23 protein-coding genes and 1 other annotated feature are annotated in these 20464 nt (G+C 36.9%); of the genes, 13 read left to right on the top strand and 10 right to left on the bottom strand.

Translation table 11 applies throughout. From position 1 onward, the window contains the following. The first annotated feature begins 106 nt into the window (after nucleotides 1–106). From AC3II9_RS15175 to AC3II9_RS15190, 4 genes are all read left to right on the top strand, one after another. Nucleotides 107–970 (top strand): AraC family transcriptional regulator, encoded by an 864-nt coding sequence (locus tag AC3II9_RS15175; RefSeq protein WP_489156765.1) that lies wholly within the window; start codon nucleotides 107–109, stop codon nucleotides 968–970. Between the two features lie 294 nt (nucleotides 971–1264). After that, entirely contained in the window at nucleotides 1265–1852 is a 588-nt protein-coding gene (locus AC3II9_RS15180) for a TetR/AcrR family transcriptional regulator (protein WP_489156767.1), read from the top strand. Continuing rightward, nucleotides 1852–2256, top strand: coding sequence for a DUF5367 family protein (locus tag AC3II9_RS15185; RefSeq protein WP_489156768.1), 405 nt, complete (start codon nucleotides 1852–1854; stop codon nucleotides 2254–2256). Before AC3II9_RS15180 ends, AC3II9_RS15185 begins: the two co-directional genes overlap by 1 nt. A 110-nt stretch (nucleotides 2257–2366) precedes the next feature. Next, on the top strand, nucleotides 2367–3143 hold the full coding sequence (locus AC3II9_RS15190) for an SDR family NAD(P)-dependent oxidoreductase (protein ID WP_489156770.1): 777 nt from the start codon (nucleotides 2367–2369) through the stop codon (nucleotides 3141–3143). 113 nt (nucleotides 3144–3256) lie between these two features. On the opposite strand, the gene pdxT is transcribed toward AC3II9_RS15190, so the two are convergent. Next, the gene (gene pdxT, locus AC3II9_RS15195) at nucleotides 3257–3814 is read right to left on the bottom strand and encodes a pyridoxal 5'-phosphate synthase glutaminase subunit PdxT (RefSeq protein ID WP_489156771.1); all 558 of its coding nucleotides are present in this window, start codon (nucleotides 3812–3814) and stop codon (nucleotides 3257–3259) included. Then, nucleotides 3814–4701, bottom strand: a complete 888-nt coding sequence (gene pdxS, locus AC3II9_RS15200; RefSeq protein ID WP_489156773.1) for a pyridoxal 5'-phosphate synthase lyase subunit PdxS — start codon at nucleotides 4699–4701, stop codon at nucleotides 3814–3816. The genes pdxT and pdxS overlap by 1 nt, the downstream gene beginning before the upstream one ends. Nucleotides 4702–5570: 869 nt before the next feature. Between pdxS and AC3II9_RS15205 the strand changes: the two genes are divergently transcribed. From AC3II9_RS15205 to AC3II9_RS15225, 5 genes are all read left to right on the top strand, one after another. After that, the gene (locus tag AC3II9_RS15205) at nucleotides 5571–6770 is read left to right on the top strand and encodes a quaternary amine ABC transporter ATP-binding protein (RefSeq protein WP_489156775.1); all 1200 of its coding nucleotides are present in this window, start codon (nucleotides 5571–5573) and stop codon (nucleotides 6768–6770) included. After that, nucleotides 6763–7608 (top strand): ABC transporter permease, encoded by an 846-nt coding sequence (locus AC3II9_RS15210; RefSeq protein WP_489156777.1) that lies wholly within the window; start codon nucleotides 6763–6765, stop codon nucleotides 7606–7608. Before AC3II9_RS15205 ends, AC3II9_RS15210 begins: the two co-directional genes overlap by 8 nt. 14 nt (nucleotides 7609–7622) lie before the next feature. Next, nucleotides 7623–8489, top strand: a complete 867-nt coding sequence (locus tag AC3II9_RS15215; RefSeq protein WP_489156779.1) for a glycine betaine ABC transporter substrate-binding protein — start codon at nucleotides 7623–7625, stop codon at nucleotides 8487–8489. 188 nt (nucleotides 8490–8677) lie between these two features. Continuing rightward, a complete protein-coding gene (locus tag AC3II9_RS15220) occupies nucleotides 8678–9562 on the top strand; it encodes a patatin-like phospholipase family protein (protein ID WP_489156781.1) in 885 nt (294 codons plus the stop codon). A 214-nt stretch (nucleotides 9563–9776) separates the two neighbouring features. Continuing rightward, the gene (locus AC3II9_RS15225) at nucleotides 9777–10598 is read left to right on the top strand and encodes a methyl-accepting chemotaxis protein (protein WP_489156783.1); all 822 of its coding nucleotides are present in this window, start codon (nucleotides 9777–9779) and stop codon (nucleotides 10596–10598) included. Between the two features lie 363 nt (nucleotides 10599–10961). Here AC3II9_RS15225 and AC3II9_RS15230 read toward each other — a convergent pair whose 3' ends face one another. The 7 genes from AC3II9_RS15230 to AC3II9_RS15260 form a co-directional block, all read right to left on the bottom strand. Continuing rightward, nucleotides 10962–11432: a DMP19 family protein gene (locus tag AC3II9_RS15230; protein WP_489156784.1), complete on the bottom strand. Its 471-nt coding sequence runs from the start codon at nucleotides 11430–11432 to the stop codon at nucleotides 10962–10964. A 117-nt stretch (nucleotides 11433–11549) separates the two neighbouring features. Beyond that, entirely contained in the window at nucleotides 11550–11912 is a 363-nt protein-coding gene (locus AC3II9_RS15235) for a hypothetical protein (RefSeq protein WP_489156785.1), read from the bottom strand. Nucleotides 11913–12286: 374 nt separating this feature from the next. Further along, the gene (locus tag AC3II9_RS15240; protein WP_489156787.1) at nucleotides 12287–12805 is read right to left on the bottom strand and encodes a hypothetical protein; all 519 of its coding nucleotides are present in this window, start codon (nucleotides 12803–12805) and stop codon (nucleotides 12287–12289) included. Beyond that, the gene (locus tag AC3II9_RS15245; protein WP_489156789.1) at nucleotides 12802–13068 is read right to left on the bottom strand and encodes a hypothetical protein; all 267 of its coding nucleotides are present in this window, start codon (nucleotides 13066–13068) and stop codon (nucleotides 12802–12804) included. The genes AC3II9_RS15240 and AC3II9_RS15245 overlap by 4 nt, the downstream gene beginning before the upstream one ends. 306 nt (nucleotides 13069–13374) lie before the next feature. Then, the gene (locus AC3II9_RS15250; protein WP_489156791.1) at nucleotides 13375–13647 is read right to left on the bottom strand and encodes a YesK family protein; all 273 of its coding nucleotides are present in this window, start codon (nucleotides 13645–13647) and stop codon (nucleotides 13375–13377) included. Nucleotides 13648–13757: 110 nt separating this feature from the next. Next, the gene (locus AC3II9_RS15255) at nucleotides 13758–14747 is read right to left on the bottom strand and encodes a DUF4179 domain-containing protein (RefSeq protein ID WP_489156793.1); all 990 of its coding nucleotides are present in this window, start codon (nucleotides 14745–14747) and stop codon (nucleotides 13758–13760) included. Continuing rightward, entirely contained in the window at nucleotides 14744–15295 is a 552-nt protein-coding gene (locus AC3II9_RS15260) for a sigma-70 family RNA polymerase sigma factor (RefSeq protein WP_489156795.1), read from the bottom strand. The genes AC3II9_RS15255 and AC3II9_RS15260 overlap by 4 nt, the downstream gene beginning before the upstream one ends. A 91-nt stretch (nucleotides 15296–15386) precedes the next feature. Here AC3II9_RS15260 and AC3II9_RS15265 point away from each other — a divergent pair, with 91 nt between their 5' ends. The 3 genes from AC3II9_RS15265 to serS all read left to right on the top strand — a co-directional run bounded on the left by AC3II9_RS15265 (nucleotide 15387) and on the right by serS (nucleotide 17850). Continuing rightward, the gene (locus AC3II9_RS15265) at nucleotides 15387–15698 is read left to right on the top strand and encodes an NUDIX hydrolase (RefSeq protein WP_489156796.1); all 312 of its coding nucleotides are present in this window, start codon (nucleotides 15387–15389) and stop codon (nucleotides 15696–15698) included. A gap of 258 nt (nucleotides 15699–15956) precedes the next feature. Continuing rightward, nucleotides 15957–16202 carry a hypothetical protein gene (locus AC3II9_RS15270; RefSeq protein WP_489156798.1) on the top strand — a complete coding sequence of 82 codons (246 nt, stop codon included), beginning with the start codon at nucleotides 15957–15959 and terminating at the stop codon, nucleotides 16200–16202. A gap of 25 nt (nucleotides 16203–16227) precedes the next feature. Further along, nucleotides 16228–16443 (top strand) — a binding site (T-box leader). Nucleotides 16444–16569: 126 nt separating this feature from the next. Next, nucleotides 16570–17850: a serine--tRNA ligase gene (gene serS, locus AC3II9_RS15275; protein WP_489156800.1), complete on the top strand. Its 1281-nt coding sequence runs from the start codon at nucleotides 16570–16572 to the stop codon at nucleotides 17848–17850. A 391-nt stretch (nucleotides 17851–18241) separates the two neighbouring features. Here the strand turns inward: serS and AC3II9_RS15280 are convergent, their stop codons facing one another. Then, entirely contained in the window at nucleotides 18242–19678 is a 1437-nt protein-coding gene (locus AC3II9_RS15280; RefSeq protein WP_489156802.1) for an aminotransferase-like domain-containing protein, read from the bottom strand. Between the two features lie 100 nt (nucleotides 19679–19778). Here AC3II9_RS15280 and AC3II9_RS15285 point away from each other — a divergent pair, with 100 nt between their 5' ends. Further along, complete coding sequence (locus AC3II9_RS15285) at nucleotides 19779–20390, top strand: LysE/ArgO family amino acid transporter (RefSeq protein WP_489156804.1); 612 nt, start codon at nucleotides 19779–19781, stop codon at nucleotides 20388–20390. Nucleotides 20391–20464: the final 74 nt, after the last annotated feature.

Consider the following 20464-nt stretch of genomic DNA (forward strand, 5'->3'; position numbering starts at 1 on the left):
ACACTGTAACAAGGCGATTGTAAAACATACCTGTCCAAAGATAGCTTAAAATGACAGGATGAATAACGAGAGATTATATAAGCTTATAAGTAAGGGAGTGAGGACATTGAGTTGGATTGAGTCGATTCAAAAAGCAATTTATTTTATAGAAGAACATTTACTAGATGACGTAACATTGGAGCGGATAGCACAAGAAGCAAACTCCTCTGTGTTTCATTTTCAGCGCGTCTTCTATATTTTAACCGAGATGTCTATTACGGATTACATTAGACGGAGAAGGTTAACGTTAGCTGCGCAAGAAATTATGAATACAGGCATAAAAGTAATCGATCTCGCCTACAAATATGGCTATGACTCTCCTGAAGCATTTACGAAGGCATTCCGAAAGCAACATAATGTAACGCCAAGTGAAGCCAGAAAAATGCAAAAACCATTACAATCATACAATCGCCTCGTTATTCAGGTGAGCTTGAAGGGAGCAGAACCAATGAAGTATAAAGTTGTAGAAAAAGAAAAGTTTCAAGTAGTTGGTGTAAAAAGGACATACAATTGTAAAAACGGAGAGAATACACGTGAAATTCCTTTATTCTGGGATGAAATGAATAAAAAAGGCATGGATGAAACATTGATCAAATTAAACAATGGAGACATCAAAGGGATACTAGGTGTTTGTCTAGCAGATAAACATCATAAGGAAAATAGTTTGATGGATTATTGGATTGCAACTGATTATGTAGGGACTGCACCTGAAAATCTTTTCACAATGGAAATACCCGCCGCGAAATGGGTGGTTTTTGAAGTACACGGGCCAATGCCAGATGTGATGCAAAATACATGGAAGCAAATTTATTCCGAGTGGTTTCCATCCAACCCGTATAAGCCTACAGGAGCGGCAGAGTTAGAGGTGTATACGGAGGCAGATCCACATGATCCAAACTTATATTCTGAAATTTGGATTCCAATTCAATAAAAATACTCTTTAGGGCTATTAAATAAAAATAGTGATTACTCCATATCAGCTGAGCAAAATATCAAATGGAATTTAAAAGCCATAAGCTTTGATGGTGGCTCTGTTGAACTAGTGTATTGTTTTACAAGCGTATTCGTGAATTCGAATACGCTTGTTTTCGAGTAGGGACTAAATAAGAATATTAAGATTCGTTGCGTTCACAATAAAGGCATAACTTTAAAATTGCTAATAAATGGATTATGCTATACACTGGTATTAAGTTAGTTAGTTGAATAACTAAAAAGGAGGAGGAAGATGGCAAAACCAAATGTGATCAGTAAAGGTGAGTTAATTCATTTTGCGAAAGCATGTTTAGTGGAAAAGGGGATAGAGAAATTTACGTTGAGAGCTGTTGCAGAAGTAGCTGGCGTAACACAAGGAACGATTTATTACCATTTTAAAACGAAGGAGCAGCTATTATTAGATGTAGTCCAGGATATTTGTGAAAAATCTTGGACTGAAATTTCACAACAACAAAATCAATCTATTTTAAGTCAAGCGATACAATCAGCGCAAAGTCGTTGCTCGCATGATTCTTTTTATCACAAACTATTTTTGACCTTAATTGTTTCAAGTTTTCATAATGAGAAAATAAGAGATTCATTAGCGGAAATGATGCTATTAGAAAATAAAGCGATGAGTGAAAATATATCTAAATTATGGGCAAATTCACCTATACAGGGGATCACCTTGGAAACATGGGGAATTTTATTGAATGCTCTTGTGGATGGATTGGCATTACAAGCATTAGTGCAAAAGGATTTCCCTGTAGAAAACATATATAAAGATGTTGAAAAGTTATTTCATCGTTTAAGTCAGTTAATTGAGGAGGAGGGAAAATAGTGAAAGGATATGTACTCCCGATATTCGCAGGTTTATTCGTGTGGGCTTTTGCCACTATGTTTTTCGTTCTTTTTGGAGATAAAGTACTGTATGGCCCTGGAACGGAGAACTATGTAATGAGCATGTTCTTTTTACTAGTTGGAACAGGGTTTTTGTTATGGGGAACTACACATTTCTATTTATTTTTTGATCAGTCTAACAATGCCTCTTTAAAATTTGGTATAGTTGGAACAATTATAGGCTTAGCACTGGATACATTTTCTTTATCAAACCATCGTTTCTTTTTCCCTAAATTAGATCATGCCCAAGTCATCGCATTTACGGCGTGGATGTCATTTGCATACGCTTTATATTTATTCATACCCGCAATTATAAATAAAAAACGAAGTAGTATTGAGAAATAGACACAATAGATATCTTCTCATAGATTTATATATCAGAAAATTAAGTCAATTTATTAAAGTAAATGTATCATAGTAATGGAGCTTTAATGATTTTTAGGAGGGCTAGTAATTTGGAAAATAGAACAGTTTTAATTACAGGTGCGAGTGAGGGGATTGGATTTGAAATAGCAAAACAATTTGCAATGAATAAATATTCCCTGATCCTTGTAGCCCGAAATGAAGAAAAGTTAGCGAATGTGTATAATCAACTCAAAGCATATACTACGGTCACTACAATTTCTCAAGATTTATCGGAACCGGGGGCAGCTAAGAAAATCTATGATTTTATTTGTTCTACTCATCGAACGGTTGATATTCTTGTAAATAATGTGGGCATTGGTTTAGAAGGTCCTTTTCAAGAGCTACCGATTGAAAAACAACAACATATGATTCAGTTAAATATTGCAGCTTTGACGGAAATGACATACTACTTTGTACAGGAAATGATCAAACAACAGTATGGTCGAATAGTGAATATATCTTCTATTTCTGGTCCAATTCCAACACCACAAATGGCGATTTATAGTGGAACAAAAGCGTTTGTATTGAATTTTTCTCAAGCTTTACATACAGAGTTAAACAAACAGGGAGATATTATTGTGACGGCAGTGTGTCCTGGTCCGACAAAAACAGCGTTTGCACATACAAATTCGATGACAGGCCTTAATAACTTGGTCAATATAATGGGGGTTCCTGCTGAAAGTATAGCCATTGCTATATTTAAAGGAATACATGCTAAAAAGAGCATGATCGTTCCGAATATTAGATATAAACTATTGCTATTATTTGCAAAGTTGTTACCTCAAAGTTTGATGCAAACCATCATGTACAAACTAATCAAAAGATGAAGTCCATTGTTTCGTATAAATATGTTAACTATATTCCATCACATGCACAAACCCGTATTTTGAGATTACTTTCATCAAAATACGGGTTTTATCATTGGTAGCTTATAAAGTTTTTACTTACACATATTAATAAAATAGTTCATTAACGAAAGGTCGTTTGTTAGTTCGGGATGGAACGAACAAGCGAGGAGGTGACGGTCACGAGCGCAGACGATATCACCGTCTAATACAGCAAGCACTTCCACCTGTTCTTCGACAGCAGCAATTTTAGGTGCGCGAATAAAGACAGCAGGGAAATGGTCGCTTACCCCTTGAATTGCTATAGGTGTCTCAAAGCTATCAATTTGACGACCGAATGCGTTGCGACGAGCCGTGATGCGCATCTGCCCAATGTGTGCTTCTTCACCTTCTACAGAAGAAGCGAGTAGAATAAGTCCAGCACATGTGCCAAATACAGGCTTGTTTTTGGCAAAGTGTTGAAGTGCAGGGAGCATATTCGCATAGTCAATTAAGCGGCGCATCGCTGTACTTTCGCCACCTGGCAATAACAGTCCATCGATGTCCTGTAATTGCGCGGCTGTTTTAATCGGTACAGCCTCACTACCGCAAGCTTCAATTGCTTTTATATGCTCTGTCACGGCACCTTGTAAAGCAAGTACGCCGATTTTCATTACCAGCCACGCTCCTGCATACGCTCGCTTTGTGCTAACTGGCGGATTTCAATCCCTTTCATTGGTACGCCAATTTCCTTTGAAACTTCTGCAATTAGCTTGTAATCTTGGTAGTGTGTTGTTGCTTGGACAATGGCACGAGCGAATTTTTCAGGATTTTCTGCTTTGAAAATACCTGAGCCGACAAACACACCATCTGCTCCTAGTTCCATCATAAGCGCGGCATCGGCTGGCGTCGCAACCCCACCTGCTGCAAAGTTCACGACCGGTAAGCGACCTGCTTGTTTAATAGCCAGTAGTACTTCAAATGGAGCACCTAGATTTTTCGCTTCTGTCATTAATTCGTCCTCATTCATCGCAACGACAGCACGTACTTGTGCATTTACTTTACGTAAATGTCGAACTGCCTCCACGATATTACCTGTACCTGGCTCTCCTTTTGTTCGAAGCATTGCCGCTCCTTCTCCGATGCGTCGTGCTGCTTCGCCTAAATCACGGCAACCACACACAAATGGCACTGTGTATTGACTTTTTAGTAAATGGAATTCCTCATCGGCTGGTGTCAATACTTCACTTTCATCAATATAATCCACACCCATTGCCTCTAATACACGTGCTTCTACAATATGACCGATACGTGCTTTTGCCATAACCGGAATGGACACAGCGCTCATCACTTCCTCTACAATGCGTGGATCTGCCATACGTGCAACCCCACCAGCCGCGCGTATATCAGAAGGCACACGCTCCAATGCCATAACGGCTACCGCACCAGCTGCTTCAGCAATTTTAGCTTGCTCTGCATTCACGACATCCATAATGACACCGCCTTTTTGCATTAATGCCATCCCACGTTTTACAACCTCTGACCCTGTTAAAATAGACATTTTTGTAACACTCCTTAATGTTAGTATGAGCTTATTATAAAATTATCTGAACTTTTTGAAATAGTCAGTTTTATAGAAAGTGAAAGGGTCAGTTGAGGTAAGGGAAAGAAAAAGTGAAATAATTAGAATATTATGTAATATTTTATAGATTTTTAAAATGAGTCATTACCGTAACTTAGGGTTGATGTTTTGTAAATAAATTATGTTTAGTACACGGAACAGAGAGGGGGATTGTAGTTGTAGTTTTATATATATAAATCATCTTAAAACTGTCGACATTGAACGGTCAAAAAGCTGCGGTATCCGAGCAAAAAGTCGCTGCATCCGGTCAAAATAAACCTGTGCGAGCAAAACACTACCGTATCCGAGCAAAAGCCCGCGCTGAACGGTCAAAAAGCTAAGTTATCCGAGCAAAAAGTTGCTGCATCCGGTCAAAACCATCCGGAGCGATCAAAACCTTGCCGTATCCAGGCAAAATCCTACAGTGAACCGTTAAAAGACATTTATTTTAGTGAAAATGCAAGCAAATGAGAAGGTAAGCTTGCAACATGGAGGCTGATTTTTAAAGTTAGTCATTATGCTGGAACATTAAAATGCACAATATATAAATATTAACCTCGACTTTTGGTGATGGACCTAAATATGGAAATCATTACAGTTCTGTTACATGCTCATCACTTTTTTATCTAAAAAATTGAAATGTTGATAGGTCCGTATTTTGCTTGATTATGAAAACCTTTTCATCGATTAAGTTAGTTTTTATGTAAGAAAGTTATATTGACATAAGTAACAACTTTACGTTAACATTAAGTTGTTACTATGAGTCGGAGTACTTATAGAGAATTTTTATAGAAATTGGAAGTGAAAAAATGGGAAAAATTCGAGTTGAGCATGTCACCAAAATCTTTGGGAAGCATACTTCTCAAGCTCTTAAACTTGTAGAGCAAGGAAAGGGTAAAACAGAAATACTCGAAAAAACAGGTGCTACAGTTGGTGTTTATGATGCAAACTTTACTGTTAATGAAGGTGAAATTTTTGTCATCATGGGGTTGTCTGGTAGTGGGAAATCGACGTTAATTCGTTTATTAAACCGTTTAATAGAACCGACAAGTGGTGATATTTTCATAGATAACGAGAATATTTCGACAATGAATAAAAAGCAATTACAAGCGGTACGCCGTGAAAAGATGAGTATGGTATTCCAAAATTTCGGGTTATTTCCGCACCGTACGATTCTTGAAAACACAGAGTATGGGTTAGAAGTACGTGGATTGGCTAAGGAAGAAAGAAGATTGAAAGCAGAAAAAGCTTTACAAAATGCGGGGTTATTAGCGTTTAAAGACCAATACCCAAGTCAATTGTCTGGTGGAATGCAGCAACGTGTAGGACTAGCGCGAGCACTTGCGAATGATCCAGAGATTTTATTAATGGATGAAGCTTTTTCTGCCCTCGATCCGTTAATTCGAAAAGATATGCAAGACGAATTATTAGAGCTTCAAGCAAGAGTACAGAAAACGATTATATTTATTACACATGATTTAAACGAAGCACTTCGTATTGGTGACCGTATTGCCATTATGAAAGACGGGAAAATCATGCAAATAGGGACAGGGGAAGAAATTTTAACAAACCCTGCCAATAACTATGTTCGTACATTCTTAGAGGATGTTGACCGTTCGAAAGTATTAACAGTTGAAAGTGTTATGGTGCGTCCAATGACCGTGAATATTGAAAGTGATGGACCTAAAGTAGCGCTTCAACGTATGCGTGAAGAGGAGATTAGTGTGCTAATTGCAGTCGACAAGAAACGTCAATTCAAAGGGTATATTACCGCAAGTGATGCACTTGAGGCTGCGAAAAAAGGGGAGAAATCGGTTCTACCTTTTGTAAAAGAGGATATGCCTTGTGTGGAGCCAACAACGTTAATTCAAGAAGTGCTGCCGATTATTTCCGACAGTCCTACACCAATCGCGGTTGTCGATCAAGGAAAGTTACGAGGGGTTTTAATTCGAGGCGTTATTATCGAATCACTTGCTTCATCAAGTGAGGAGGTGACGTCTAATGCTTAATCAAATTCCAGCAATCCCAGTAGCAGATACAGTAGAAACAATGATGGACGTGTTAACGGACACATTTGCAAGTTTCTTTAAGTCTCTTCAATCTAGTGGCACATTTTTAATGGAAGGACTTACAGGCTTACTTACTGCTATCCCACCGATTTTATTTATATTACTCATTGCATTATTAGCTTATATTGCAACACGTAAACTTTTCGGTTTGCCGTTATTTTCTGTCATTGGTTTGCTATTTATTTATAACCAAGATTTATGGAATCAATTGATGAATACGATTACGCTCGTTTTATTTGCGAGTATTATCGCCATTATTCTAGGTGTTCCAATTGGGATACTTATGTCTAAAAGTAAAGTGGCTGAAGGCATCATTAAGCCAATTCTTGATTTTATGCAAACAATGCCAGGATTTGTGTATTTAATTCCGGCAGTTGCGTTTTTTGGAATCGGCGTTGTACCGGGTGTGTTTGCATCGGTTATTTTTGCTTTACCACCAACTGTACGTTTTACGAATTTAGGGATTCGTCAAGTACCAAAAGAGCTTGTTGAAGCAGCAGATTCTTATGGTAGTACAGGGAAGCAGAAGCTTTTCAAAGTAGAGCTCCCTCTAGCGAAGTCTACTATTATGGCAGGGATTAACCAGACGGTATTACTGTCTCTATCAATGGTTGTTATTGCTTCTATGATTGGTGCGCCGGGGCTTGGGCGTGAAGTGTTATCAGCACTTCAACGAGCACAGGTCGGGAATGGATTTGTCGCAGGATTAAGCTTAGTTATTTTTGCGATTATTGCAGACCGACTAACACAAAGTTTTAACAAGAAAAAATCGTTTTAAAGGGGATTAGAAAAATGAAAAAGAAATTACCATTTGCAGTAGCAGCTTTAGGGGTAAGCATGGTACTTGGAGCATGTGCAGAAGATGAAGCAACAACAGAGGAAAAGCTTGGAGAAGTTAATTTAGCGTATGTAGAATGGGATACAGAAATTGCGTCAACGCATGTGATTGGGCAAGTGCTTGAAAATATTGGGTATGATGTAACACTAACACCATTAGATAATGCCATTATGTGGGAAGCTGTTTCAAAAGGAGAGGCCGATGCAATGGTAGCTGGTTGGTTACCGGCAACACATGCGGCTCAATTAGATAAATATGGAGAAAATTTAGTGCACTTAGGTGAAAACTTAACAGGCGCAAAAATTGGATTAGTTGTGCCAAGCTATATGGATGTCAACTCCATTGAAGATTTAACGACTGAGGCTGGTTCAACGATTACAGGAATTGAAGCAGGTGCGGGTGTCATGAGTGCAACAGAGGCAGCGATTGGAAACTATCCGAACCTTGCAAATTGGGAGCTTCTACCTTCTTCATCGGGTGCCATGACAGTGGCACTCGATCAAGCGATTGCAAATGAAGAGGAAATTATTGTAACAGGCTGGTCTCCACACTGGAAATTCGCTTCATACGACCTGAAATATTTAGAAGATCCACAAGGCGTATTCGGTGGAGAAGAAACAATCAATACATTTGTACGTCAAGGCTTAGAGGAAGATGCACCTGAGGCATATAAAGTGTTAGATGCGTTTAACTGGACGGCTGAAGATATTGAAGAAGTCATGTTAGCCATTAACGGTGGTAAGAATCCTGAAGAAGCAGCAAAAGATTGGATCGATGCCAATGCAGAAAAAGTGAAAGAATGGACACAAGGCATTGAGTAATAAGAAATAAAGTGAAACAGCTTGCAAACTTTGTAAGCTGTTTTTTCTATTTAGCCCCAGATGGTAGGTGTTTTGTTCAGTATAGAAAGCATTTAATCAGCAACGTAACGACTCTCATAACACAATAGGTGGAACATATAGCATGTAGCGTTCTTATACTAGAAAAAAGAACGGAGAGGGAGACGTAAATGATTGTTGATGGTGTGTTCTCCGGAGGCGGTATTAAAGGGTTTGCTTATGTAGGGGCTCTTCAAGTGTTAGAAGAGCATGGTATACAATTTCAGCGAGTGGCAGGTACAAGTGCAGGTGCGATTTTAGCGAGCTTCATTGCAGCTGGTTTTAGTGTAAAAGAAATTGAAGCGATTCTAGATGAACTAGATGTAAGTACATTACTTGATCCACCTAAATTATTTTTCAACATTCCTTTTTTTAAGTGGATTAACTTATATAGGCGATTAGGGCTGTATCGCGGCAAGACATTAGAAAAGTGGTTTTATCAAAAACTGGCGACAAAAGGTGTGTATACATTTGGAGATTTACAACGTGGTGCTTTAAAGCTTGTAGCTTCTGATTTAACAAATGGACGTATGATTGTGTTGCCAGATGACTTAAAGAAATACGGTATTGATAGTAAGAAATTCCCTATTTCTCGTGCGTTACGTATGAGCTGTGGCATTCCTTTTTTCTTTGAGCCTGTGTATTTAAAAAATGGCAAGGGGGATTCGGTCATTGTAGATGGAGGAGTACTAAGTAATTTTCCAATGTGGATTTATGATAATGGCCATAAAGAGCGCCCTGTACTTGGCATGAAGTTAAGCCATAATAGCGAAGAAATGCCACCACAAACAATTGACAACGCGATTCAATTATTTGAAGGACTTTTTGCGACGATGAAAGATGCACATGATAAACGCTATATTTCACGAAAGCATGAAAAAAATATTATCTTTATTCCAGTTGAAAACTATAGTGCGACACAGTTTGATCTGGATGAAGAAACGAAGCAACAATTAATTAGCATTGGCAGGGAACGAACAACACAATTTTTAACAACTTGGTCACCTGTTTGGTAGTCGTAGTCAAAATGAGTACCGGGAGAGCGTTCTTTCGATACTCATTTTTTCATTAACTTTTACGCCTAACATAACGATTAAGTTGCTATCTATGGACCAAATATCCCTTGAGTTAAGTACAAAAATGTAACATATATCCAAAAGTTATTTTATTCATCTGTGAAATTAGGTAAAATAAAAATTCTAAATAATAAAATTATTCGGAGGATTTACGATGGATAAAGTACAAGCGTTAGCGATAGCGTTGCCATATTTACATGAAGCAATGAAGGGTGAGGCGACAATGGTTGTCGTAGATCGAGACGAAATTGTGCAAGCATATTTACCTGGTGGGAAAATCAATGTAGGTTATCAGGCAGGGCAAAAAATGAACGTGGATGATCAAATTTTAGTGTTAGCACTACGCGGTCAAAAGCCGGATTTTATCGTTGGTAAAGAAGTATACGGTGTAGAGTTTAATGCCTATGCGTTTCCGATTAAAGAAGGCACAAAAGTTATAGGGGCAGTTGGCTTTGGTGTACCAATTGAAAATAAGTTAAAGCTTGAAGGTTACATGCAGTCTATGAACGGGATTATTAATAATTTACACGATAAAGTGCATACCATTGCATCGCATTCTCAGCAGTTAGCTGCCACAACACATGAAATCAATATACAGGCGGAGCAAGTACGAGAAGATGCAGAACGCTCTAACGGTATTACAGATTTAATTAAAAATATTTCCAATCAAACGAATTTACTTGGACTAAATGCTTCTATTGAAGCAGCGCGTGCAGGGGTACACGGTGCCGGATTCAATATTGTGGCGCAAGAGGTTCGGAAGCTGTCTTCTCAAACGTCATCAGCGACTCAAAATATTGAAGATGCACTGAAAAATATTAATTCGAACTTACATACATTACGTGAGAATTTATCCCAAATTAACCAAGCGACATCTGAACAAGCAACACTTGTCCAAGATTTCAGCACGATTATTGAGCAGTTAAATGAATTAAGCGTAGAGATGCGCGATTTTATGGGGACGGCAGCACGATAATTGTAGAGTGTTAGGTGCTTTTACAGATTTCCGAACGAGAAAGCCCAATCCTTTAGTTAAATAGACTAAACAAATAAGAGGATATTATGTTCAATATATGAGCATACAGTTATTCAATAAATAAGCGGATGTAACATTACTCAAAATGGTTATCAATCGTTGCCATGATTGATTTTTGTCGATTGTGCATAAAAAGTTGTATAAATGATGTTCATAGGAACGGCCATGAAACGTTGAATTAATAGCGTTTCATGGCTCTTTTTGTACTCCCTAAATTTGATTTGGGAATGTTTATTAAGTTTATTTATGTATACGTTATAAATCCTTGTTTCATTAAAGCCTTCGATAGTTGAACAAGAATGATTAATCTTCAACTACTTCAATCAAATCAGTATAGATAGTAACAAAATATGTGTTTAATAACTCTGTCAACTCATTATTAAGCTTGTAATACTCATCGGTCGCTTTTTTAATAACATTATAAAATTCATCTTCATGAATTTCATTATTTGCTAGAGCAATGTACAAGTTCCACATCTCTTTAAAATACTTTTTCTCAATCAATGCATAATTGTGAGCACCTATTTCCTCAAGGGTTCCGATTAGTTTATTCAAGTAATTATCTATTCCCATCTCCTTAATATGCTGCCCAAACCACCTAAATAAGCTTTCGTGACCTCCACTTTCAAGTTCAGAATAGTAATGATAGACAATAATTGCTTTATTTAAGATGTTATCTTCGGATGATAAATCATGCTCACTTAAAACATCCATAACAGCGTTTGAGATATCTGTTTTGCTCATTAAATCTTTTCTTTTCATTTTTGGTTTCACAGAGTTCCCTCCAATTCATCTTTCCCTCTTGTTTAACTAAACTGTTCCGTTAGTTCAAGAAGCGATTGTTTTAATTGAACAATCACCTCTTAAGCTCACGTGTATGTATTGACAAAATTAAACGCCATAATGAATCAACCATCTATCTTCTTTTATTGCTTCAGCTATTTTTTTTATCAATTCTTCAAGTTCTTCTGATCTGTATTCGTCGTTTGCTTCACTAACAATATCTAAAAATTGTTTATGAGAACTCGGTGGTATCAATGTTATTCCAAAATAGGCGAGATTTTTATAAGGTCTATTTGTGTTATGTGCGAATGTATCTAGGAGGTGCATTTTTTTACCAAAATCCTTAGACATAAGTTCATCAAAACGGTCACCATCTACACCTATGCAATTATATTTTTCAGGTTCATAACCAATATAATCTTTATCTTTTTCAATACATTCAATTATTCCAAAATCGTGAATGTAAGCCAAATTAACACATCTCCTAAGTCTTCAATTTGTATCGGCTATTTTTCATACAACTTTCTTTATGAGCCTCTATTATACATAACGTTTCTCACATTATTTAAAATACTTTCTTGTTCATTATTCAACTAACCTGGTTACGTTAGTTGAATAAAAAAGCACCCAAAGCATATTTAGGGAATTTTACAAAGTTTGTTGTAATAACCTGTTACTTTATTTTTAGTGTAACATTGCATATGATTTGGCTAAGATCAACTTGATGTTTTGAGGTTTGTTTATTTAATCACTTCTTAAAAAGAGGTTATGCCCACTTCAGCAATCCTAAAAATACTATATTCTTAACAGAACAAGGAATTTCAAGCAATTTAAATTAGATATTCCTACTTAATAGTTAGGTCCTTAATCGTTACATTCAGCAACTTCGCACTATACATGATTGTAGACCTAATTGTTTGTATATCATCAAAACTAGATATCTTTATTTGAAGTACTGCTCCACCTTTTAAACTCCTCATATTTTCTACTTCTATATTAAAATGTTCAGCAAGTTTATTTATAAAAGAGGTTATTTTATCGCCGTTTCTTTTTCCAACATATAATAAAATTTTGATCTTATAATTTTTATTTTTAATCGAAATTAAATACTGATTCAATGCCCAAATATAAGTGTTTTTTTCAGCGTCATAATGGCTCGGATCGCCAAATTGTTTCGCTTGCCCACAATGCTGACAAATTGCTATATAACGAACATGACGTACACCGATACCTGGCTGTTCAACATTTACATACACTTCATAAGGAATAAATACATCATGTGTACAAAAACTACAAATAATAGGCTCATCAAAAATCGTGATGCGACTTTTTTGGGGGCGTAAATGTTCATCTGTACCACTCATTCTTTTATCACTTCCATATATTCAATAATCGATACATGTTTTTGTAACGTATGGTCGAAGCGATTCTTTTCTTCAAACATTCGGATATCGCCACATGACGTACAGGAAAATGATTGCAATGTAAGTTGCTCCGTTACTGTTTCACCTAAAGGACTTAAATCCATATAAACCTCACGATGCTGAAATTCATCATTCTGACAAAATATACAAATAAGCTGCTTGTCACGAATTTTCATTTGATACGTTCCTCTTCTTCTAACCATCCATTCATCCCCTAATTAAAAATACTAACTTTACTTTAATACGTTTGAAATACACGGAAGTTCCAGTATCAAATAAATGCCACATTACTAAATAATTGTAATTCATTTGAAATTAACTATATTAATTGAATTATAAACCTCTCCCAAATCCTCGTTTGGACATAAAACGAGCACATATGCACTGGATACGGAGTGGTGATGGAACACCGCAACCTTACACGTCAGCCATAGTAGAAATGTACTTGGCCTTTGGTAGCAAGCCCACCACTAGTGTCAGCCAGATTACATAGTTTCCTTAGATGAAATTTAAGTTGTTTTAAAAAGTTGCAGCAAGCTTGTTAAAACAATGCCAATAATAGTACCAATAAAAATAGAGAGACCCATCAATCCAATCCCCATACCACTCCAACCACCAATAAAAAAGCTGATGATTACGATAGTTACGCTAATTAAAAGGAAAGACAGGAATATTGTACCGATGAATTGATTGTTCTTTTTCCTTTTTAGAAGCATCGCAACAATAAAGAATGCAATTGCAGTTACTAAACAAATATAAATGAAGATTTCAAACCCCTCCAAATTGAATGAGCCTCCTTATAGTACATGTTGTAACGTTCCAATAGTATTCCATTATATTTAATCCTTCGACAAAGATGCAGAAAACGATAGTGCTAATACATGCATAGCTTCTATTTTAATGGAACCTCTACTGTTTCAAGAGTCTCTTCTTTTGTTAAGGGCTTATTTTCCGTCATTGTGTAAATGGTCGGTGTCACAAGTAGGGAAGAGGCGTTTTGATCTAAGCCAAAAATCGGTACGGTTCCAGTAAGAAAATCATTCGTAACCCTTTTTCCATGGGTAGGCGCAAATTGATAATCATTTCCTAAATTATCTTTCACATTTAAGAAAATGAATTCAGTCATAAAATCTATGTCACCGCTAAAATAGATAATGGTTGTATAGCCTGTAGAAGCAATGCGATCAATGACAATATCTCGCGTGCCACTTGTAATTGTTTTATCGACGATTGTTTCCTGTAAATCGAGTTTGTTCAGCTCGAAAGAAAATGTCCAGTCACCAGAAATGACGGATTTGTAATGGCTATCGTAAAAGCCTTTCGGCGACCAAGTTAATTCGATAGATGAGTTTTGTGCTGCGGAATCTGCTACCTCATAGGTTAAAAAGCCAATATACGTATTTTCATCTACCTTTTGCATATGTTTTTCCGCTTTATATAACTCATGACCAGTGATGTTGGGTATACTTTCCACGAATTGTAAGTCATCTAAAGGTTTTTCAGATTCGATAGAAAAGGCGATGGAAACTAAATAACCGTCGTAAACAGCATCTTCTATTTTCATTGTCATGCCGTTGCTTTCGGCGGTTTGTCCGACTGCCGTTGCATAGTCGTTAAAGAGAACGAGTTTTTTGTCTTCTGAAAAGTACGATAAAAGCTGTTCAATGATGGGCAGTTTTGATGCGATAGTAGGTATCGATAATATACTAATAGAGCCAATGCCAATCGCTAGTACAGCCGCCGCCACCCATTTAGATATACGGTAGACCTTTTTAGGTTCTCGTAAAACATGTTGAATGACGGTTTTTACCTCGTTATTTGACACGTCAAAAGGTTCAATTTCATCAATATCGATACGCAAAAAATCTTTTTCGCTTTTCAAGATAAACACTCCTTTAACTTTGGATTTTTCGCTAGCTTTTTCTTTCCACGATAAAGCCGGTTTTCAACTGCGGCTTTGGAAATATGTAAAATGTCAGCGATTTCGCCATTTGTGTAATCCAAATAATATTTCATTAAAAATAATTCCCGCTCTGAAGGGGGCAAATGCAGTACTTCAATTAGCAATATTTCTTTTTCAAATGATTTTTCCAAATGTATTTCAATATTATCTTGTGAAATTTGTGGAGGTGCCTGCTCGATTGAAACAGTATCTTGATATTTTTGCTGTTTTCGATAGAGTTCGATTGCTTTATATTTTGCGATTATACCAAGCCACTTTTTAAAATCTGTTTCATCTCCCTCAAATTGATGACACTTTTGCCAAATGAGCAAAAATACATCATTTACACACTCTTCAACTAGCATATGTCCGAAACTGTCGCCTAAAATTTTATGCGCAATTGCTTTGACATACCCTAAATATTGTTGGACTACATAACGAAGTGCTTTTTCTTCGTGTTGTTGTAGTCGTTGGATAAAATCAACCATGTTTTTCCTCCTTTTCATTCTTCTATCTACTATAACGAAATATTTTCCAAACACTCTCGCTAAAAATGAAAAATGTCCTTTATGATAGAAAGTGTTTGATGAAACGGTAGAAGATCGGGTAAGAGAATTGCATAAAGAGCTTGGCATTGAAGTGAAATTCCAAGATTTCCTTTCATTAGGTGTAATCCCATCTTATATGAAAAAGGCGAACTTTATCGACAATGAGTTTGTGAATGTATTTCTGTATATGCGGAATTGGGCATTTGAGCAGTTTAACGTGCAATTAGAGGGAGTATGGGGGATTGTAAAAGTGCCGTTTGCTAATTTTCAAGCGCTTTGGCAAGATAAGCTATTATCAACTGAGGTAACACGGTTTGAAGTAGAGCGTGCTAGTAAAATATAATGACTAAAATAATAGAAAAAAAGCATTTTACCGCATCCTGTCTCCTATTATATAACCGTGATTGAACGAATGGAGCAATGAAGCGATTATTAAAGGGCGGTGATAGCATTTACCTCGGAAATTTTCTAAAAGTATATCGGTCGCCTATTATCTGAGGCTCAAAAGAAAAAGCTATAGTTTTTTTGAAAAGATTAATAATTTATAACAAAGTTCGATTATTTAAAATAAAGATTCATTAAAAATCCTGTGATATTCTAAATGAAATATAACTTTATTGAAAACATTCAATCGTTTTATTCTGACCTTTCCATTGAAGACTTCGGGCTCCTCATATTAAAGCAGTTAGTAAAAATGTTGAAATTCGCGAAATATGAGGGGAAAATTATCGTAGTGCGAAATGGTCATTTATTGGGTTGTGCATTTCATTCGGAATTAACCGTGATTCAAGAATTATGTAATATTTTGTATACCATGTTATTACTTGCTAAATCTATTTTCGTATAGTACAGTATGGTTAAAATTTAAATAACTGAACACGATGATGGGAAGTAGTAGCAAGCACGTTTCTTTTAGAGAGTCAGCGGTTGGTGGAAGCTGATAGAAGCACTTGTGAATCCGTCCCGGAGTTGCACAGTCGAAGTAATGTAAGTAGGCTGTAGCCGGCTGAAATGCCGTTATGAAATAAGTGGATTAGGTATATGCCTGATCAATTAGGGTGGCAACGCGGGTAGCTCTCGTCCCTTTTTAGGGATGGGGGCTTTTTTGTGTTTATTTTGATTCAAAGAAAGTGGAGCTATTCGAGTTTAGCTTGCAACGCAATTACACCAAGACTTAATGGATGCAATGTCATGAAACTACTGGAGGTATGACTATGTTAGATATTAAACGCGTACGCGATAATTTCGCGGAAATTAAAGAAATGCTATTAACACGTAATGAAGATTTAGGCAACTTAGATGACTTTGAGGATTTAGATGCAAAGCGTCGTGAGCTAATTGCTAAAACAGAAGAATTAAAAGCAGAACGAAACAAAGTATCTGAACAAATTTCAATTATGAAACGCAACAAGGAAAATACAGATGAAGTTATTGCTCGTATGCGTCAAGTAGGCGATGAAATTAAAGAGCTAAATGTTCAACTAAATGATGTTGAAGAGCGCTTTAAAGATATGATGATGCGCTTGCCAAACATTCCACACGAATCTGTACCAGTAGGGACAACAGAAGACGACAATGTAGAAGAATATACTTGGGGTCAAATTCCAACATTTGATTTTGACATTAAAGCACACTGGGATCTTGCTACAGATTTGAAGATTGTTGACTTTGAACGAGGTACAAAAGTAACAGGTAGCCGTTTCTTATTCTATCGCGGGCTTGGAGCTCGTTTAGAACGTGCATTAATGACATTTATGATGGATTTACATGCAGAGGAGCATGGTTATGAGGAAATGCTACCACCTGTCATTGTTAATCGTGATAGCTTGACGGGTACTGGAAATCTTCCTAAATTTGAAGAAGATGTATTTAAATTAGAGGAAACAGATTATTTCATGATTCCAACGGCAGAGGTACCTGTAACAAACTTCTATCGTGATGAAATTTTACTGGCTGAGGCTTTACCACAAGGCTTTGCTTCCTATAGTGCGTGCTTCCGTTCAGAAGCAGGCTCTGCGGGTCGTGATACACGTGGTTTAATCCGTCAACATCAGTTCAACAAAGTAGAACTAGTTCGCTTTGTAAAACCAGAGGAATCATACGAACAATTAGAGCTATTAACAAATCATGCGGAAAAAGTATTGCAATTACTAGACTTACCATATCGTAAGCTAAAAATGTGTACAGCTGATTTAGGTTTTACTTCAGCGAAGAAATATGATTTAGAAGTTTGGATCCCTGCACAAAACATGTACCGTGAAATTTCTTCTTGCTCTAACTTTGAGGATTTCCAAGCAAGACGAGCGAATATCCGCTTCCGTCGTGAGCCAAATGCAAAACCAGAATATGTTCATACATTAAACGGTTCAGCTCTTGCCATTGGTCGTACAGTTGCCGCTATCCTAGAAAACTATCAACAAGCTGATGGAAGCGTAGTAATTCCTGAAGTTTTAAGACCATACATGGGTGGTAAAGAAATAATTGCACCAAAATAAATAACGGGTAAAAGCTATTTTAGATATCCTTTAACAAGTAACTGTCTTGCCTTTTTATCGATTTACAGATGCTTTTAATAGTATCATGTGCTGATAAAGAATCCATTTTGATTAATCTTTTTTCAAACTGGATTCTTTATATTTATTGTAAAATGCTAGTTTGTGGGGTTTTTTTGATCAAACTTTATTTCAAAGAAACAAAAGCGAAACAAACTGCGTTTTTTTTATGGAATAGCTTACAATATAAGTACATTAAAAATGCGTGCATATCTTCAGTAGTATGAGGTATACACGCATTTTATTATTTCATGACAACAAATCGTAGACAATCATATTTACGTTTTGCATGTTAAAGAGAATAGGATATCAAGTACTTTCACTAAAATAGTACCTAACACTCTTTTATTTTACGCACCGCGGCTTCATATAGAATGTGAAGTCCTGACTGTAATTCATTATCGGAGGCGTAAGCATAGGAGAGGCGAATATGATACATATCTTTTGGTTCATAAATATAGCCAGGATTAATGAGCACTTTTTGCTTTAATAGCTGAAAGAAAAAGTCAGTCGTAACAATCGGTTGATGAAACCGAATCCATATATAAAATCCGCCTTTTGGCGATTGCCAAGAGGCGATATCCGTAAAATATTGTTTCAACAATGCTTCCATCAGTGCCGCTCGCCGTTTCAATTCTATTTTTAGTTCCTGTACGTGTTGCTCATATAATCCTGTCGTTAACCAATGGGTCACAATTTCTTGTGAAAAGGCACTGGAGCCATAATCCATCTGCATTTTTATATCGGCTAATCTTTTAATGACCGGGGATGGTGCGACAACCCAGCCAATGCGTAATCCCGGACTTAATGTTTTGGACATACTCCCTAAGTACAGCACATGTCCTGCTGTGTCAATTGCTTTTAAAGGTGGGGTAAGTTCTTCAAAGGCCAGTTCAAAATACACATCATCCTCAATGATTGGTAAATGTAATGTCTTGCACATGTCATAAAATGATTGTTTTTCTTCCATAGACCAAATAGCACCTGTTGGGTTATGTAAGGTAGGGATAGCATAATAAATGCTTTGACGGCGCCCACGTCTTTTATCGATCACTGTTTCATTTCGATTCGATGAAGGTACACTTTGTAATTCCATGCCGAATGATTGGAATGGATGAATTGAATTCAAATAAGAAAAGGGATCTTGAAACACGATCGAGCCGGTTTCTAATAAGCCAACTGCAATCAGCTGCAGTGCTTGTAATCCACCAGAAACAATACAAATATTGTCAGGGGATGCTACAATCCCACGCTTTTTTAAATACGGACAAAGTGCTTCTCGTAATTGTAGGCTTCCTTGCGGAGAGGAATAGCCAATCGTTCTACCATCTAACTGCAATTGTTGCAAGGAAGATTGGATTTTTGCAGTAGGTAGTAAGCTTGGGGATAATTCCCCTGTACTAAGACGAATAATCGAATCGTCTTGTTCACACTCATTAATGACTTGGATTGTTTGGTAATTTGGTTTATGAATACTCGCTTCAATATATTTTTGCCAATTCGGCTGTTTTTGTTTGACTAGCATGTTCCAGGAATCATTGGATACATAGGTGCTCGACCCCACTTTAGAAGAGATAATTCCATCTGCTTTTAACTCGTCCATTGCTTCTTGGATCGTACTCCGATTGACCCCAAGCATGACCGCTAACTGTCTTTGAGTCGGTAGCTTCGTGCCACTTGGCCACTCGCCACTTTGTATGTTTTCGGTAATCCATTGAACGATTTGTTTAGAGAGACTAATAGACAACGTACGATCGGGTTTCCAATGCATTTTAATCCTCCTTTAAATTGGATGGGTAAATAACCAACCAATTGGACCTTTTATTGTAGTTATATCATAGATACGATAGAAAAGAATAGGAGTTGAAAAGATGGAACCGATACTACATGGCATTATTTTAGCCTTTGGACTCATTTTACCTTTAGGTGTTCAAAATGTATTCGTATTTACACAAGGGGTGATGCAACCGAGCGTAATAAGAGCATTACCGGCTGCGGTAACTGCGGCGATTTGTGATACGATTTTAATTATTTTGGCGAGCTTAGGATTATCTATCATCGTGTTACAATTCGAATGGCTTCGTTTCGTATTGCTAATCGGAGGGATTATATTTTTAATGTATATGGGCTTTGTCATTTGGCGTTCAAATGTCACAGCGTTGGACGATAAAGAGGCATTGCCGATTAAAAAGCAAATCGTTTTTGCACTATCTGTTTCCTTACTAAACCCACATGCCTTGTTAGACACAATTGGCGTGATTGGCACAAATGCTGTCAAATACAGTGGACAAGAACAGTGGCTATTTATCTTCGCCTGTATTTTGATTTCTTGGCTATGGTTTTTTGGCCTTATGCTGACAGGGGCCCTACTAAAGAAAATGCAAATATCACCTCGAATTTTTACATTATTTAATAAACTATCGGCCGTGTTTATATGGGGGACTGCCTTCTATTTATTTATAAGTTTGCTGAAATCAATATGAGTAAGAAAAATAGGCGCGGTAAACGAACAAAAGGGGTACATCTCTTAAGGACAAGAGACGTACCCCTTTACTAT

Source organism: Lysinibacillus sp. RU7 (assembly GCF_057837305.1).